Annotated in this window: 16 protein-coding genes; 8 read left to right on the plus strand and 8 right to left on the minus strand. The window is 70.6% G+C overall.

Features of this window, described 5'->3' with window-relative positions; all coding sequences use genetic code 11:
• Positions 1–55: 55 nt before the first annotated feature.
• On the plus strand, positions 56–640 hold the full coding sequence (locus AB0K35_RS31050) for a YbjN domain-containing protein (RefSeq protein ID WP_238669065.1): 585 nt from the start codon (positions 56–58) through the stop codon (positions 638–640).
• Positions 641–661: 21 nt separating this feature from the next.
• Here AB0K35_RS31050 and AB0K35_RS31055 read toward each other — a convergent pair whose 3' ends face one another.
• The 4 genes from AB0K35_RS31055 to AB0K35_RS31070 all read right to left on the minus strand — a co-directional run bounded on the left by AB0K35_RS31055 (position 662) and on the right by AB0K35_RS31070 (position 4,691).
• Positions 662–1,051: a globin gene (locus AB0K35_RS31055; RefSeq protein ID WP_357282046.1), complete on the minus strand. Its 390-nt coding sequence runs from the start codon at positions 1,049–1,051 to the stop codon at positions 662–664.
• Positions 1,052–1,213: 162 nt separating this feature from the next.
• Positions 1,214–2,599: an MFS transporter gene (locus AB0K35_RS31060; RefSeq protein WP_363889900.1), complete on the minus strand. Its 1,386-nt coding sequence runs from the start codon at positions 2,597–2,599 to the stop codon at positions 1,214–1,216.
• Positions 2,600–2,832: 233 nt separating this feature from the next.
• The gene (locus AB0K35_RS31065; RefSeq protein ID WP_363889975.1) at positions 2,833–3,843 is read right to left on the minus strand and encodes a mechanosensitive ion channel family protein; all 1,011 of its coding nucleotides are present in this window, start codon (positions 3,841–3,843) and stop codon (positions 2,833–2,835) included.
• 125 nt (positions 3,844–3,968) lie between these two features.
• Entirely contained in the window at positions 3,969–4,691 is a 723-nt protein-coding gene (locus AB0K35_RS31070) for a hypothetical protein (protein ID WP_363889903.1), read from the minus strand.
• Between the two features lie 370 nt (positions 4,692–5,061).
• Here AB0K35_RS31070 and AB0K35_RS31075 point away from each other — a divergent pair, with 370 nt between their 5' ends.
• Entirely contained in the window at positions 5,062–5,598 is a 537-nt protein-coding gene (locus AB0K35_RS31075) for an HNH endonuclease (RefSeq protein ID WP_238669061.1), read from the plus strand.
• A gap of 15 nt (positions 5,599–5,613) precedes the next feature.
• Here AB0K35_RS31075 and AB0K35_RS31080 read toward each other — a convergent pair whose 3' ends face one another.
• On the minus strand, positions 5,614–7,209 hold the full coding sequence (locus tag AB0K35_RS31080; protein ID WP_363889906.1) for a DUF6194 family protein: 1,596 nt from the start codon (positions 7,207–7,209) through the stop codon (positions 5,614–5,616).
• 54 nt (positions 7,210–7,263) lie between these two features.
• On the opposite strand from AB0K35_RS31080, the gene AB0K35_RS31085 reads away from it, so the two are divergent.
• The 3 genes from AB0K35_RS31085 to AB0K35_RS31095 all read left to right on the plus strand — a co-directional run bounded on the left by AB0K35_RS31085 (position 7,264) and on the right by AB0K35_RS31095 (position 8,799).
• Positions 7,264–8,037, plus strand: coding sequence for a MerR family transcriptional regulator (locus tag AB0K35_RS31085; RefSeq protein WP_363889909.1), 774 nt, complete (start codon positions 7,264–7,266; stop codon positions 8,035–8,037).
• Positions 8,038–8,113: 76 nt separating this feature from the next.
• A complete protein-coding gene (locus AB0K35_RS31090) occupies positions 8,114–8,392 on the plus strand; it encodes a type II toxin-antitoxin system prevent-host-death family antitoxin (RefSeq protein WP_363889911.1) in 279 nt (92 codons plus the stop codon).
• Positions 8,389–8,799 (plus strand): type II toxin-antitoxin system VapC family toxin, encoded by a 411-nt coding sequence (locus tag AB0K35_RS31095; protein WP_363889914.1) that lies wholly within the window; start codon positions 8,389–8,391, stop codon positions 8,797–8,799. The genes AB0K35_RS31090 and AB0K35_RS31095 overlap by 4 nt, the downstream gene beginning before the upstream one ends.
• Positions 8,800–8,822: 23 nt before the next feature.
• On the opposite strand, the gene AB0K35_RS31100 is transcribed toward AB0K35_RS31095, so the two are convergent.
• The 3 genes from AB0K35_RS31100 to AB0K35_RS31110 all read right to left on the minus strand — a co-directional run bounded on the left by AB0K35_RS31100 (position 8,823) and on the right by AB0K35_RS31110 (position 10,949).
• On the minus strand, positions 8,823–9,659 hold the full coding sequence (locus AB0K35_RS31100; RefSeq protein ID WP_238669056.1) for a class F sortase: 837 nt from the start codon (positions 9,657–9,659) through the stop codon (positions 8,823–8,825).
• Between the two features lie 12 nt (positions 9,660–9,671).
• The gene (locus tag AB0K35_RS31105; RefSeq protein ID WP_363889917.1) at positions 9,672–10,193 is read right to left on the minus strand and encodes a hypothetical protein; all 522 of its coding nucleotides are present in this window, start codon (positions 10,191–10,193) and stop codon (positions 9,672–9,674) included.
• Positions 10,194–10,484: 291 nt separating this feature from the next.
• A complete protein-coding gene (locus AB0K35_RS31110; RefSeq protein ID WP_238669054.1) occupies positions 10,485–10,949 on the minus strand; it encodes an Lrp/AsnC family transcriptional regulator in 465 nt (154 codons plus the stop codon).
• A gap of 148 nt (positions 10,950–11,097) precedes the next feature.
• Between AB0K35_RS31110 and AB0K35_RS31115 the strand changes: the two genes are divergently transcribed.
• Genes AB0K35_RS31115 through AB0K35_RS31125 form a run of 3 tightly spaced genes read left to right on the plus strand, consistent with a single transcriptional unit; the run spans position 11,098 to position 14,752 of the window.
• On the plus strand, positions 11,098–12,000 hold the full coding sequence (locus AB0K35_RS31115) for a tryptophan 2,3-dioxygenase family protein (RefSeq protein WP_238669080.1): 903 nt from the start codon (positions 11,098–11,100) through the stop codon (positions 11,998–12,000).
• Between the two features lie 20 nt (positions 12,001–12,020).
• On the plus strand, positions 12,021–13,418 hold the full coding sequence (gene kynU / locus AB0K35_RS31120; protein WP_363889919.1) for a kynureninase: 1,398 nt from the start codon (positions 12,021–12,023) through the stop codon (positions 13,416–13,418).
• Complete coding sequence (locus AB0K35_RS31125; RefSeq protein ID WP_238669052.1) at positions 13,415–14,752, plus strand: NAD(P)/FAD-dependent oxidoreductase; 1,338 nt, start codon at positions 13,415–13,417, stop codon at positions 14,750–14,752. The genes kynU and AB0K35_RS31125 overlap by 4 nt, the downstream gene beginning before the upstream one ends.
• The last annotated feature ends 3 nt before the right edge of the window (positions 14,753–14,755 follow it).

Here is a 14,755-nt window from a genome sequence, read left to right on the forward strand (position 1 = left end):
CGGATCCAACGCACCGTAGGCGACTGGATCCGCTGGGGAGTGAGGTGCGCGAGCGATGCCGTGGTGGTCATGGCGCCCCGGTCCCGCCGACGGCGGCGATCCGGAAACCCGAAGCGGGGTCACAGTCGATAGCGCGGTCCGGATCGGGCCGCCCAGCCCTCGTCAGCCGGGGGACGACTGCCCGTCCAACGAGCGGCCCGTGCTGACCGAGATGCCCGCCACCGTCGAGCCGGTGAGTCTGCGCCGGGTCTGTGACGCGCTCGATCTGCTCGACGTGCGTTACCTGGCCGACGGCGACGGCAACCTGCTGGCGATGTGGGAGCGGCACGCGGTGCTGGTCACCCTCGAAGGGCCGGAGGACGAGATCCTGGTCATGCGGGCACGCCCGCACGCCACGGTCCCGCCGGACTGGGCCGACCGGGCGTACCGGGTGGTCAACGAGTGGAACCACACCCGCCGGTTCTGCAAGGCGTACATCGGTGACCCGACCGAACGCGGTCAGCTACCGATCTACGCCGAGCTTCAGGTGCCCCTGGGCGCCGGCACCCACGACGCGCTCCTGGTCGAGATGCTCGACTGCGGCGCGGCGGTAGCCACCAGCTTCGTGGACTGGCTGCACGACGAGGGCGCGCTGCTCTGACGCCGCTCCGGGTGGGCTGGGTCAGCCGCCGTTGGCCGGGTCGTCCTCGACGTTGACCATGAAGTACGCGGCCCGCTCCAGGTAGTCCCAGAGGGTGCCTGCGATCTCCGGCTCAAGGTCGAGCCGGTCCACGGCGCGGCGCATGTTCCGCAGCCAGGCGTCCCGTTCGGCCGCGCCGATCCGGAACGGCGCGTGGCGCATCCGCAGCCGTGGGTGCCCGCGCTGAGCGGAGTACGTGTTCGGCCCGCCCCAGTACTGCATCAGGAACAGGGTCATCCGGTCCGCGGCCGGGCCCAGGTCCTCCTCCGGGTACATGGGTCGCAGCAGGGGGTCGTTCGCGATGCCGGCGTAGAACTCGTCGACCAGCTTGCGGAAGGTGGGTTCGCCGCCGACCGCTTCGAAGAGGGTCATCGACGCACCGGGACGGTCGGATTCACCTGCGGAAGTCACAGTTCCATCCTGCCAGGTGCGTCAGGCGCCGACCCGACCCGCACGACGTGCGTCGGATCACGCCGCGTCGACGACCCCGAATATCGGTCACCCGGCCTGCACGGCTGGCGGTCGGTTCGACGCTCAGGTGACAGCGTGCCGGCGGTGGCCGTCACCGGCACGCGGGTCGGACGCGCCCGCCACCGGGCGCCCGCCGGCCGGGTCGCCGAGCCCGGAAGGCGGCGGGTCGGCGTTGGCCAACGCGGCGGCAGTGATCGCGTCGTCCACCGTCTGCCGATCCGGCCAACGCAGCGTGGCCACCGCCATCAGCACCACCCCGGCTGCGCTCCAGACCCCCACCACGATCGGAATGGGGAACCGTTCGGCGAGCAGCCCGGTGACCAGCACCGAGAGGCCCTGGATGACCTGTATGCCAGTGGCCATCACCCCGAAGGCGCGAGCGCGGAAGCCGTTGGGCAGCGCCTGGACGAACAATCCGTTGGCCATCGGCATCATGCCGGCGACAGCGAACCCGCAGAGCGCGGCGAGCAGCGCGACCACCAGCGGCGGGGGGTCGAGTAGCACCGGCACGAGCACCAGCGGGGCGAGCACCGCGAGCGGCCGCATCAGCTTCAGCCGGCGAGCCGGCCCGAACAGCCGACTCACCAGCAACCCACCGAGGATGAAGCCGATCGGGTTGGCCACCATGATCGCCGCTTGTGCGGTGCCCGCGCTCACCGCGCCACGGCCCTCCTCGTTGGCCCAGGCTGCGGCCAGGCCCTCGGGAACGATCGAGAAGAGCATCGAACTGAACACCAGCACCGCGATGGCCCGCAGCACCGGTGTGCGGAACACGATGCCGAACCCCTGCCGAGTCTCCTGCAGCAGGTGGCTGCGGTGCTCCGGGTGCATCACCGGCGGGCGGTGGCGCACACCGAGGCGAACCAGCAGAGCCGAGAGACCGAACGTGACCGCGTTGAACAGCAGCGCCGCCTCCGGGTCGACAGCGGCGACAGCGGCGCCGAAGACGTACCCCACGACCTGGGCGGCCTGCCCGACGCTGCTGTTCAGCGACAGCCCCAGCACCAGTCGGTCCCCGGTGAGCAACTGCGGGATCAGCGCGGACTTCGCCGCCTGGCTTGGCGGGTTCGCGAGCGTGGCGGCGAAGATGAGCACCAGCACCGCCTGGTACGGCAGGCCCGGAATGGCGATGAGCAGCATCAGCGCCATCCGGATGAGGTCGCACGCCACCATCACCCGACGGAACGGGTACCGCTCAGCGAGTGCGGCGAGCACGGGACCGCCGAGCAGCCAGGGCAGGAAGCTGACCGCGAAGGCAGCCGCGGACAGCGCGACGGACCGGGTCTGCTGATAGACGAGCAGGGTGACGGCGGCCTTCGCGACATAGTCGCCGATCCAGGAGAGAGCGCCAGCCACGAACACAGCACGAAACTCGTGCTGGGCGAAGACTTCGCGGAATGTGGCGGGGCCTTCCGCAGAAGGTCGCTCGTCAGGCACCGTCGCCTCCATCGGCCCCGGCTCAGCCGCTCGTGGCAGCCCGGCCGGAAGCGCTCGTCAGATCTACGGATCAGCGAGGATGTGATCACGCTTTGGTGGGAACGCGTGCTCCGGATTCTGCCCGATCGTCTGACAACTAGCTAGGTCGAACGGGCCGTTCGTCGCCTCCCCGACTGAACGAACGGACGATACCCGAGGGGCCGGCCGGCCCGCGACCCCTGAATTGCCGGACATTGTCGACGGTGTCAGGTGGCGCCGCCCTGACCGGTCTCGCCCTCGGACAACGGCCGGGTCGACAGACCGGGATAGATGCGGGCCGCAGCGATCTGCGCGGTGATCCCCGAGTTTTCCAGCGCCTCGGCGAGACGCCGACGCAGTTCCCGGCCCACCGCGAACTGTCCGTCCGCTGTCGTCTTCACCACCGTGCGGATGACCGCGCCGTCCACCGTCACCTGCTCGACACCCAGCACCTCGGGCGCCTCCACGATCTCCGGTGACAGCTCCGGGTCCATTGCGACCGAGGCGGCCGCTGTCCGTAGCACCGCCGTGGCCTCCTCGGTGCTGTTGAAACCGATGGGCAGGTCCACCACCACGAGGGCCCAACCCTGGCTCTTGTTACCCACCCGGATGATCTCGCCGTTGCGGATGTACCAGAGCACGCCGCGGCCGTCGCGCACATTGGTGACCCGCAGGCCGACCGACTCGACCACGCCCATCGCCTCACCCAGGTCGACGTTGTCACCTACGCCGTACTGGTCCTCGATCAGCATGAACAGGCCGGCGATCAGGTCCTTCACCAGGCTCTGCGCGCCGAAGCCCAGCGCGACGCCGGCGATCCCCGCGCTGGCCAGCAGCGGAGCCAGGTCGAAGCTGAACTCCCGCAGGATCATCAGCAGCGCGATGCCGAAGACGAACGCGGTGGTCAGGCTGCGCAGCACCGACCCGATCGCCTCGGCCCGCTGCCTCCGTCGCTCGGGCACGAACTCGGCCGGGTCGACAGCGGCGGTGGGTACCCGCTCGCGCAGCGGCCGCAGCATCGTCGGCACCGCACCGTCGGTGGTCGTTCGAACCAACCGGTCGATCGTCCGGTGCAGCGCCCAGCGGGCCACCATCGCCAGTGCCAGGATCAGCAGCACCCGAAGCGGTTTGAGCAGGATCCAGTAGCTTCCCTCGGCGAACCAGGCCGACCCGGTGATCCGGTAGATCCACTCGCAGGAGGTGCTGCCCTGGCAGCTCACCGAGACGGCGTCGGACAGGGCTAGGGGCGTCACGCTGGGGGCACTCACCCTGTCTTCGTACCGCAAGGGGCCCGAGCGCCCGCCGCCGACCCACCGGCCGGGTGAGACCTCCCGCCGAGGGCAGGATGTCCGCTGCCTGTTGCTCACCCTCTCCCGGGCAACGCGGCGCGCAACCGTTCGTACTCGGCCTGACTACCGATCGCCGCCCGGTGTTCGGGGTGCGCGACGTAGTGCCCGATGACCGCGGCGAGGAACCCCGCGTCGACGATGTCCGTCCGCAACGCCCCCCGGCTCCGCGGAATGCCGCGTCGCCGAACCAGCCGGGGTTCTGTGATCCTCATCGGGAGCCACTGGCGGCGGTCAGCAGCCGGGGGGATGTGCGGGGCCAGGAGGGCCTCCCACGGCACGGTGAGCGAGCCCAGCGGCCAGGTCTGCCGTACCCCGGACGGATGCAGCCGCACCCCGTGACCCCGCCACGCCCATGTCACCAGCAGCGCGGCCAGGACGATCCAGAGAACATCGAGAACCACGTCGAACGTCGACAGGGTGCCCTGTCTGGACGAGCGCAGCAGTGCGTCGACGCGGGTGGACGCGGGCCCGAGGTAACCCAGGGCGAAGAGCACCGTCCAGGCGGGCCCGGGTGTGGCGAAGGCCGGGATCTGCGGCCACACCACGAAGTAGGCCGGACGGACCCCCATGATGACGATCGCCAGGATCAGCGCCGCCAGGGAGATGAGGATCAACAGGCGCTGCCCCACGACGGAGGCGGCCCCCGAGGCTACGGCGTTCACGCCGACCAGGAGAAGCCCAAGTGCCAGGACGACGTGCCGGTGGCGCACTATCGCGTCGGCAAGCTTGTCGATCATGCCGCTGACCATAGGGGTGGATGGCTGCTGGACCTGTCGGCCGATCGGTCGAGGCTGAGCACTGGAGCGTCGTACCGAGGTGGCTGGTGAGACCGGTGGCGATCAGGCGGCCGGTGCAGGCCCGGCACCGGTGGGACCGGCGGCGGGGGTGTCACACGTCAGCGTCCGCCCAGGCTGGAGCAGTTGCCCGTCCCGGCGTGGGTGATCCGCTTACCAGAAGAGAGATTAGTACGTGCAATCCGGGGTCCGATCAGGGACTATTGGCGCAACGGACGTCGGTGATCGGCCCGGCGTCGACCGTGTGGGCCCTTGTGCCCGGCCCCGGTCGGCGGCGGTCCCCAGCAGCCGCTGAACCGGGAGGGTGAGCGCGATGCCTGACATACGACCCACTGTGGGCTCCGGCGCGTTGGTCCTCAACGCCACCTACGAGCCGCTGTGTGTCGTGTCGGTGCGTCGCGCCGCGATTCTCGTCCTCACCGCCAAGGCGGTCTGCGTCGCCGACGGTGACGGCATCCTGCACAGCGCCCGGGACGCGCTCCCGGTGCCATCGGTGGTCCGGCTGACGCGCTTTGTCCGGGTGCCGTACCGAACGCATGTCGGGCTGTCCCGCCGGGCGATCTTCGCGCGGGACGGGTGGCGGTGCGCCTACTGCCGAGGCCCGGCCGAGACCATCGACCACGTCTTTCCGCGCAGCCGGGGTGGCCGGCACGCCTGGGAGAACGTGGTCGCCGCGTGTGCCAGGTGCAACCACACGAAGGGCGACAAGACCCCTGCCGAGATGGGGTGGCGGTTACACGCGTTGCCGACCGCCCCGAAGGGCACCGCCTGGCGGGTGCTGGGCCACCGGGCCCCCGACCCCCGCTGGGCCGACTGGCTGGACCTGCGGGAGCCCGAGGCAGCCGCCTGACCCCGCACGGCTTCGTCAGGTTCCGGATTGGGGGCGGATCGCCCGGCGCGCTGCGCGTTCGTGGCGGTCGACCGCTCGGCGGTACGCGATATCGAGTAGCCGGTCGATCTCGGGCAGCAGTTGCGGACCGGGCATGACGATGCTGGCGAAGCCGTACTGTGCGTAGCCCGGGTGCGGTACGAGGGTGTCCAGTCGGGCGAAGTCGAACTCGTGCCGGTGCTCATCGAATGCCTTGGGCGGGAAGCCGAACAGCCGCTCGAACTCGGCCCGGCCCACGTCCAGGTTGAGGCGGAAGACGCCGGGGCGGTCAAGCTGTGCGGCCTCGTCGAAGCCGGGCACGTCATGCTCGACGATGGTGGCGAACGGCTGGCGGCGGTCCGGGCCGACGAAGAAGAACCGGTCGCCCCAGGCCGGCTCGGGTGATCCGTTCTCCTCGCTCGCCACCAACTGCTCGACGCCGCCCAGCGCGACGATCCGATCGGCGAGCACTGCCGGGTCGACACCGGTCGGCACGTGCAGGACCACGTCGGCGTGTTCGATGGCGGCCTGGTCCAGCGGGAAGTAGCGGTAGTCGTGCGTCCGCTGCTCGGCCGCTGCGATGTCGGACGTCGGCAGGTACCGGGGAAGGTTGGTCTCCTGCTGGAGTCGGCCCTCGTAGGTCGAGGCGGCGGGTGGTCCGATGCCGAGCGCCGGGCTCGCGCCGAGGCTGCCGGCGATCACCGCGTACCGGTCGCCCAGCAGCGACGCGACGATCGCGCCGGCGCCGGCCCAGGACACCTGGGTGTCGGCGAGCGTCATAGTGCTCAGGTGTCGCTGCAGGTGCGTGTTGTGCGCGAAGACAAGCGTGGGCCCGCGGTGTGCCTCGGCCGATCGGATCGCGAGCAGGTTCTCGGCCATCAGCGCGTCCCGGACCGCGGCCAGGCGGGCGAAGCGTTCCTCCTGGGCCAGTGGTGCGGCGGCTGCGGCGTGGTAACGCAGCAACGCGACAGCGGCCGTGGCGTGCACGAACGCCGCCGGCCAGCCCGCTGACCTCCACGGCGCCCGCAAATACAGCTCGGTCAGCAGGTCGTCGGCGAGCACCCGCAGTCGCTGGGCGTCGGCCGAGCGCCCGACCGATCGGCCCGGTTCCCAGATCGCGGCCGTGTCGCTCCACCGCGCGTCGTCCCCGATCAGGTCGTCGATCTCGGTAGCCCGGTCCAGGTTCAGGAACTGGCAGACCTGGGAGAGGTGACGGCGCGGGCTCGGGGCGCTCTCCAACTCCACCGGGGCGTCGAAGCCGTGGAACGTCAGGCGCTCGGCGACCGGCCGTCCGGCGTTCCACTCCCGCATCCTCAGCAGGAGGTCGCGGTTGGCCGGGGCCGCACCGAATCCGTGGCTGAACCCTTCGGCGAGCGCCCGGTCGAGCGTCACGGCGGCGACGCCCTGCACGAAGTCGTCGGCGATCAGCCCGGCCGCCCGGTCGCTCTCCACGGCGATCGAGCGGTAACCGTGCTCCGCCAGTGACAGAAAGGCCTCGTTGCGGAGCTGGAGGAAGGCGGACTCACCGTGCGTCGGTTCGCCGAGCGCGAGCAGGTCCGGGGATACCGCCAGCAGGTCGAGAAATTGTGGCATTCCATGAACCGTATCGTTGAACCAGCGTTTGAAACTCACGAGCCTTGGAGCGCGGTGACAGCCACAAAACCTTCAAACACGGGGGTACGCAGGCCGGTCGACCTCGCGCGCGCCCACGGTCTCTCCGCGCAGGCAGTACGCAACTACGAACGAGACGGCGTCCTGCCGCCGGCCCAGCGCACCCCGAACGGCTACCGTCGCTTCACCGAGCAGCACGCCAAGGCATTGCGTGCCTACCTCGCGTTGATCACGGGCCACGGCTATGCGGCCAGTGGCGAGATCATGCGGGCCGTCAACCGGGGTGAGATCGACACGGCGTTGCGCGTCATCGACGAGGGCCATGCCCTGCTCCAGCGCGATCGGGAAACCCTGGACGCGGTCGAGACGGCGGTGGCGACGCTCACCGGAACGAGACCGCAGCCGCAGAGCCAGAAAGCCGTGCCGATCAGCGTGCTGGCCCACCGGCTCGGTCTCCAACCGGCCACGCTGCGCAAATGGGAGCGGGCCGGGGTGCTGCGACCGGTACGTGATCCGGTGACCCACTACCGGCTCTACCGTCCCGACGACGTCCGGGACGCCGAACTGGCGCACCTGTTGCGCCGCGGCGGGTACCGGCTCGACCACATCGCCGGCGTGCTGCGTCGAGTGCGCGAGGCTGGCGGTGCCGAACCGCTCGCCGCGTCGCTGCGCCAGTGGCGGCAACGGCTCACCGAGCGAGGCCGGGCCATGCTCACCGGGGCCGCCCGGCTCGCCGAGTACGTCGACGCCGGTCAGCCGCCTGAACCCGAATTGACCAGCGAGGCGAAGACCACCACGTTGTCCGCGTAGCCGGTCTCGCTGCCGTCTTTTCGATACATGCCGAGCTGGATCGCACTGTAGAACATTTAGTTCTACACTCTGTCCCATGGAGCGTATCGGGGTCCGGGAGCTGAACCAGAACACGAGTCAGGTCCTGGCTCGGGTGAGTGGTGGCGAGACCGTCGAGATCACCGATCGTGGGCGTCCCATCGCCCGACTGGTTCCGGTCACTGACGACAGGTCGATGCTGGCCAAGCTCGTAGTGGCAGGGCGGGCCGTTCCGCCAACCGGGAGCGGTCCTGTCCCGCTTCCGCCAACGCTCGGTGCCGAGGACGTGGACGTGGCTGCCGCGCTCGCCGAGATGCGGGACGAGGAGCGCTGGTGATCTACCTCGACTCCGCCGCCGTCGTGAAGTTGGTTCGGCAGGAGGCGTGCAGCGCTGACCTTGTTTCCTGGATCAACGCTCAGGGCGACGTTCCGCTGGTCTCCTCAGCTCTCGTCGAGGTTGAGGTGCCCAGAGCGTTGCGCCGGTCAGCCCCGCAAGCGTTGATCGGAGTGCCGGCAACTGTCGGGCGCCTCTTCCGGCTGGAGATCGACGGCACTATCCGCGCGACCGCCGCCGCGTTCGCCGAGCCGACGCTACGCAGCCTCGACGCCATCCACCTTGCCACTGCCCAGGTCCTGACAAACGAGTCCGGGGTGGCACTTGTCGCCTTCGTCAGCTACGACCGGCGACTGCTCGACTGTGCCAAGGCCGTCGGGTTGCCTGTGGCCAGTCCGGGCCAGAACTGACTCGTAGTCCCGATCTGACTGCCTCAACCACCACGCGCCTTGACCAGCGAGGCGAAGACCACCACGTTGTCCGCGTAGCCGGTCTCGCCGCCTACCCACTGGCCGCCGCAGGTGATCAGTCGGAGGCTCGGGCGACTGAAGTCGCCGTACACCTCGTCCACCGGCAGCCCGCCCTTGTCGAACTTCTCCACCGAGTTGACCTCGAAGACCGCCACGCGCTGATCGGTGCGGGTGACCTCGATCTCGTCACCGGAGCGCAGCTCGCGGAGTTTGTGGAAGACCGCCGGCCCGCTGGTGGTGTCGACGTGCCCGACGATCACGGCTGGGCCGTACTGGCCCGGGGTGGGCCCCTGGTCGTACCAGCCGGCCTCCTGGGCGCGGGCCGCGTCCGGCACGGCGATCGTGCCGTCCGGGGCGATGCCCACGTCGTGTACAGGCGCCTGCACGTCGATCTTCTCGATGGTGAGGCTGGTGGGATGGCTGGCCGGCAGTACCGGGAACTTCTTCGGAGGCGGTCGCAGGCCGGCGCTGAGCCGGTCCGGCAGCAGGCTCATTCCGGTCACCTGCTCGACGCCGAGCATCGCCACGATCAGCACCATCAGCGCGGCGATGGCCAGCACCGGGAAACCGGGGCTCGTACCGAACCGGTGTCGGGCCGACGACGGCCCGGCCGGACGCTGCGGCGGCAGCGGGCCGGCGGCCGGATCGGTGGTGGTGACGCTGGCCGACACGGCCTGCCCGGCGACCCGGCGCAGCCGCCCGGAGACGCGGGCCACCAGCCGGCCGGACGCGCGTAGCGCCGGCCCGGCCCGGAGGCGGGCGCGGCGGTCCCGCCGCGCACGCGCGGATCTGCGGGTCATTGGTGATCCGGCTCAGGAGCCGGCTCCCGGTCGACGTCGGCCGCCGGCCATCCCGAGCACTATCGCGGTGGCCACCAACGCCACGCCACCGAGCACCAGCAGCGAGCCGGTGCCACGCCCGCCGGCCATCCCACCGCCGCCGGTCGCCGGGCCCTTGCTGGGTGAGGCCATGTTCAACACTGTCAACGTGGTCGAGGCCGTCTGGCCGTTCTCGCATTGCAGGTCGACCGGGTAGTCACCGGCCGCCTTGTCGCTCGGAATGGTTACCTGCCCGGTCAGGAAGCCCTTGTCGGGTTTGAGCATCACGTGCCCGAACGCGTCGGAGTGCACGTTGGACTGCCGGTTGTTGTCGTTGTCGCAGCTCGCCTTGATGTTGACCCGGCTGCCTGCCTGGGCGCTGTTCGGTGTCACCTCGACGAAGACGTTCTCGCCAGCTCGTGCCGGCGCGACCGACAACAGGACGAACGCCCCGACCAGCCCCACCAGTGTCAGTGCGGACGAGAGCGCGCGGTTGATCGTGCGGATTGCCTGCATGATTTCCCCCCAACCGGCGACGACCGCCGGAACCCTCCCCTGGGCACGCGCGCTGCTTTCCCGCTGGCCCGGAGGCAAACCCGCCCCACCCCCACCCCACCCCTCGCCCCTCGCCCCTCGCCCCACCCACGCTCGCGATCTTGCACTTTCTGCGCCGACGAAGCGTCTCTTAGACGACATTTCGCCAACAGAAACTGCAAGATCGCGGGGGCGGGGGCGGGGGCGGGGGCGGGGGCGGGGGGGGGGGGGGGTGGGGTGGGGGCGGTGGGGTGGGGTGGGGGCGGGGTGGGGTTAGCGGGGGCGGGGGATTGGTCCGGTGGTGGGCAGGGGGGTGACGGGATGCCAGTTCAGTGGGGAGGAGAGGACCATCGTGCTCGACGGTTGGCCGTACGGGGCCAGGCGGTCGATGACTCCCTCGAACGCGCCGATCGAGCCGGCCGCCACCTTCAGCACGCTGCATGCGTCCCCGGTGATCCGGTGGATCTCCAGGATCTCCGGCCAGTCGGCCACCGCCGGGTCGTGCAGGATGCACCGCGCGCCGTAGCAGGACATTCGGATCAGCGCGACAACGGTACGGCCGGCGCGGGCCAGGTCGACGTGGGCGTGGTAGCCGGTGATGATCCCGGCCTCCTCCAGCCGGCGGACCCGCTCCGCGACGGACGGTGGCGACAGGTGCACCCGGCGGGACAACTCGCTGAAGGAGAGCCGCGCGTCGGCCTGCAACTCGCGCAGCAGCGCCCAGTCCATGTCGTCCACGCTCAGACCTTACTTTCGTGAACCGACTTCGCCTAGTTGCCTTTGGTTTGCCAGGAGAAGGCGGCGAGAGCCGTTGATTCGGCATTCCGCAGGCCGATCCGACCGCGAGATCATGACGTCGGCTAGTCCGGGGGAGGGAGACGAGATGGTGGATCAGACGGAGCGGCGGGCGCCGAACCGCCGTGCCACGGTGCAGCCGGTGACCCCCGGACAGCGCGTCGCGCAGGCGGAGCGCACCGGCGGTGAGCCGACCCTGGAGTTCGCCGACATGGTGCCGTACGACGCGTACGTGCAGGCCAGCGCCCTGCACAAGATGCAGCACCCGCTCAGCAGCGATCCGGGCGAGATGTCCTTCCTGATGGTCAGCCAGATCATGGAGCTGTACTTCGGGCTGACCTGCCACGAGCTGCGGGAGACCCAGCGGCTGATCCGCGCCGATCAGATCTGGGAGGCGTTGGCCCCGCTGGGCCGAGCCAAGCTGCACCTGGAGGGGCTCAACGCCGCCTGGCAGGGCCTGCGCTGGATGAGCCCGGCCGACTTCAACCGGTTCCGCAACCTGCTCGGTGAAGCCTCCGGCTTCCAGTCGGCGATGTACCGGCAGTTGGAGTTCCTGCTCGGCCTGCGTGACCCGACGTTGATCCGTCCGTTCCGCCGGCAGGCCGAGGTGCATGCCGAGCTGAGCGCCGCGCTGTCCACCCCGAGCCTCTGGGACGACGTGCTCGCGCTGCTCGCCCGGCGCGGCTTCGACCTCCCCGCCGACCTGCTCGACCGGGACGTGGCCGTCGAACACGACCCGCACCCGTTGGTCGAGGCGGCCTGGGTACGGATCTACGACGACGCGAGCCCGGATAATCACCTGCGGCTGCTCGGCGAGGCGCTGAGCGCTGTCGCCGAGGAGTTCGGCGACTGGCGCTGGAACCACGTCAAGGCGGTGCAGCGGACGATGGGCGCCAAGGTCGGCAGCGGAGGCTCCGCCGGCCTGGCGTGGTTGCAACGCAGCATGGCCCGGGTGGTCTTCCCGGAGCTGTGGTCGGCCCGCACCGCGATGTGACCGGAGAGCGAGAACAAGCAATGACTACCCCTGAAGCCGAGTCGCACCGCCTCGCCCCTGGCGACGCCGAGTCGCACCGCCTCGCCCCTGGCGACGCCGAGTCGCACCGCCTCGCCCCTGGCGACGCCGAGTCGCACCGCCTTTCCGTTGGCGAAGCGGAGGCGCGCCGCCGTGACGAGGCCGACCCCGGTCACCGGCACCTGTTCCACGTGCCGCCGGCCGACGGCGGCGACCACAGCGAGTCGGCGTACCTGGCCGGCAACTCGCTCGGCCTGCAACCTCGGGCCACCCGCGACGAACTTCTGGCCGACCTGGAGGCGTGGGGGCGGCTCGGCGTGGAGGGTCACCTGGAGGCGGAGCGCCCCTGGCTGCCGTACCACGAGTTGTTGACCGGGCCGGCCGCGCGACTGGTCGGCGCCCGGCCCGCGGAGGCCGTGGTGATGAACTCGCTCACCGTCAACCTGCACCTGCTGATGGTGAGTTTCTACCGACCGGCCGGCGCGCGCACCCGCATCGTCATCGAGGACGCCGCGTTCCCCTCGGACAGTTACGCCGTGCGCAGCCAGGCCCGGTTCCACGGCCTGGACCCGGACGACGCAGTGGTCCGGTTGCGTCCGCGCGCGGGTGAGGACGCCCTGCGTACCGAGGACGTGACCGACTACCTGGCCGCTGAGGGGGACCGGGTGGCGTTGCTGCTGCTCGGCGGGGTCAACTACCTCACCGGTGAGCTGCTGGACATCCCGGCGATCACGGCTGCCGGCCGGGCCGCCGGCGCGGTGGTCGGTTGGGACCTGGCCCACGCGGTGGGCAACGTGCCGCTGGCCCTGCACGACTGGGACGTCGATTTCGCCGCGTGGTGCTCCTACAAGTACCTGAACTCCGGCCCTGGTGCGCTGGCGGGCGTCTTCGTGCACGAGCGGCACCTCGGCGACGAGAACCTGCCCCGGTTCGAGGGGTGGTGGAGCACCGCGGCGGCGACCCGGTTCGAGATGACGCCGGTGTCCCGGCCACCAGCCACTGTGGAGGCCTGGCAGATCTCCAACCCGCCGATCTTCGCGATGGGCCCGGTGCGTACCTCGCTGGAGCTGTTCGACGCGGTGGGGATGACCGCGCTTCGCGCGCGCAGTCAGCGCCTCACCGGCTGGCTGGAGTCACTGCTCGACGAGGTGACAGTCGGCCGGCCGCTGCGGGTGGTCACCCCGCGCGACCCGGCCCGCCGAGGCTGCCAGCTCTCCGTGCGCATCGGTTCGGGCAGCGCCGCCGAGCTGACCAAACGCCTGCGGTACGAACACGGGGTCATCGCCGACGCCCGCGAACCCGACGTCGTGCGGTTCGCTCCGGTGCCGCTCTACTCCACGTATCTCGATTGTTGGCGTGCGGCTGCCGCGCTCGCCGCGACGGTGGGGGCGACCTCATGACAGCGCGGCGCGACGAGATCGCGATCATCGGTGCCGGGCTGGCCGGCTGTCTGGCTGCCTGCTTCCTGGCCCGGCGTGGCTACCCGGTGGCCCTCTACGAGCGCCGCTCCGACCCGCGTGTCGGCACCGCCGAACGCGGTCGGTCGATCAACCTGGCGCTCTCCGAGCGCGGCCTGGACGCGTTGCGCCGCATCGGGCTGGCCGAGCAGGTGATGACCGACGCGCTGCCGATGCGCGGCCGGATGATCCACCCGGTCGAGGGCGAGCAGCAGTTCCAGTCGTACAGCGCGGCCGGCGACCGGGCGATCAACTCGATCAGCCGGGGTGCGCTGAACAACGCCCTGCTGGACGAGGCCGCAGCGCTGCCGGGCGTGCGGGTCGTCTTCGACCACCGGCTGGTCGGGCTCGACCCGACCGACGGCGCCCTGAGCTTCGAGACCCCGCAGGGCACGGTCGCGGCGAAGGCGTCGGTAGTGCTCGGTGCCGACGGCGCCGGCTCCGCGGTGCGCGGGCAACTGCTGGCGTACGGGCTGCTGGACGAGAGCGTGGACTTCCTCGACTACGGCTACAAGGAGCTGACGATTCCGCCGCTGGGCGGGGACTTCGCCCTGGACCCGGACGCGCTGCACATCTGGCCCCGGGGCACCTCGATGATGATCGCGCTGCCGAACCCGGACCGCTCCTTCACCTGCACGCTGTTCTGGCCCAACGACGGTGCCGGCAGCTTCGCCTCGCTGACCAGCCCAGCGGAGATCGAACGGCACTTCACCGAGCACTACCCGGACGTGGTCCCGCTGGCCCCGAACCTTGTCGACGACTACCAGCACAACCCGGTGGGCGTGCTCGGCACTGTGCGCTGCACCCCGTGGCAGGTCAACGGAAAGGTCGGCCTGCTCGGCGACGCGGCGCACGCGATAGTGCCGTTCTACGGCCAGGGCGCCAACTGCGCCTTCGAGGACGTGGTCGAGCTGGACCGCTGCCTGGACGAGTGCGCCGACGACTGGTTGGCGGCGCTGCCGCTGTTCCAGCGGCGCCGACAGGAGAACGCCGAGGCCATCGCGACGATGGCGCTGACGAACTTCGTGGAGATGCGGGACAAGGTCGCCTCCCCGGTCTTCCAGACCCGGCGGCGGGTGGAGCACGCACTGGAACGGGCCCTGCCCGGCCGGTACGTTTCCCAGTACGAGCTGGTGTCGTTCTCCACCACCCCGTACGCGGAGGTGCGCCGCCGGGTGCGCCGACAGCACCGGGTGCTCGGGGCGGTCGTCGGCGGGGCCGCGCTGCTGCTGGTCGGCGCGGTCGGTGCGGCACTGAGCCGAGGGGGGCGGGCATGACCG

Origin of the sequence: Micromonospora sp. NPDC053740 (assembly GCF_040677775.1) — a bacterium.
Classification (GTDB): Bacteria; Actinomycetota; Actinomycetes; order Mycobacteriales; family Micromonosporaceae; genus Micromonospora; species Micromonospora alfalfae.

Bases quoted from the DNA above. Each gene is read 5' to 3' on its own strand.
- AB0K35_RS31050 (WP_238669065.1), top strand. From the start codon at position 56: ATGCCGTGGTGGTCATGGCGCCCCGGTCCCGCCGACGGCGGCGATCCG.
- AB0K35_RS31055 (WP_357282046.1), bottom strand. From the start codon at position 1,051: ATGACCCTCTTCGAAGCGGTCGGCGGCGAACCCACCTTCCGCAAGCTG.
- AB0K35_RS31060 (WP_363889900.1), bottom strand. From the start codon at position 2,599: ATGGAGGCGACGGTGCCTGACGAGCGACCTTCTGCGGAAGGCCCCGCC.
- AB0K35_RS31070 (WP_363889903.1), bottom strand. From the start codon at position 4,691: ATGATCGACAAGCTTGCCGACGCGATAGTGCGCCACCGGCACGTCGTC.
- AB0K35_RS31075 (WP_238669061.1), top strand. From the start codon at position 5,062: ATGCCTGACATACGACCCACTGTGGGCTCCGGCGCGTTGGTCCTCAAC.
- AB0K35_RS31080 (WP_363889906.1), bottom strand. From the start codon at position 7,209: ATGCCACAATTTCTCGACCTGCTGGCGGTATCCCCGGACCTGCTCGCG.
- AB0K35_RS31090 (WP_363889911.1), top strand. From the start codon at position 8,114: ATGGAGCGTATCGGGGTCCGGGAGCTGAACCAGAACACGAGTCAGGTC.
- AB0K35_RS31100 (WP_238669056.1), bottom strand. From the start codon at position 9,659: ATGACCCGCAGATCCGCGCGTGCGCGGCGGGACCGCCGCGCCCGCCTC.
- AB0K35_RS31105 (WP_363889917.1), bottom strand. From the start codon at position 10,193: ATGCAGGCAATCCGCACGATCAACCGCGCGCTCTCGTCCGCACTGACA.
- kynU (WP_363889919.1), top strand. From the start codon at position 12,021: ATGACTACCCCTGAAGCCGAGTCGCACCGCCTCGCCCCTGGCGACGCC.
- AB0K35_RS31125 (WP_238669052.1), top strand. From the start codon at position 13,415: ATGACAGCGCGGCGCGACGAGATCGCGATCATCGGTGCCGGGCTGGCC.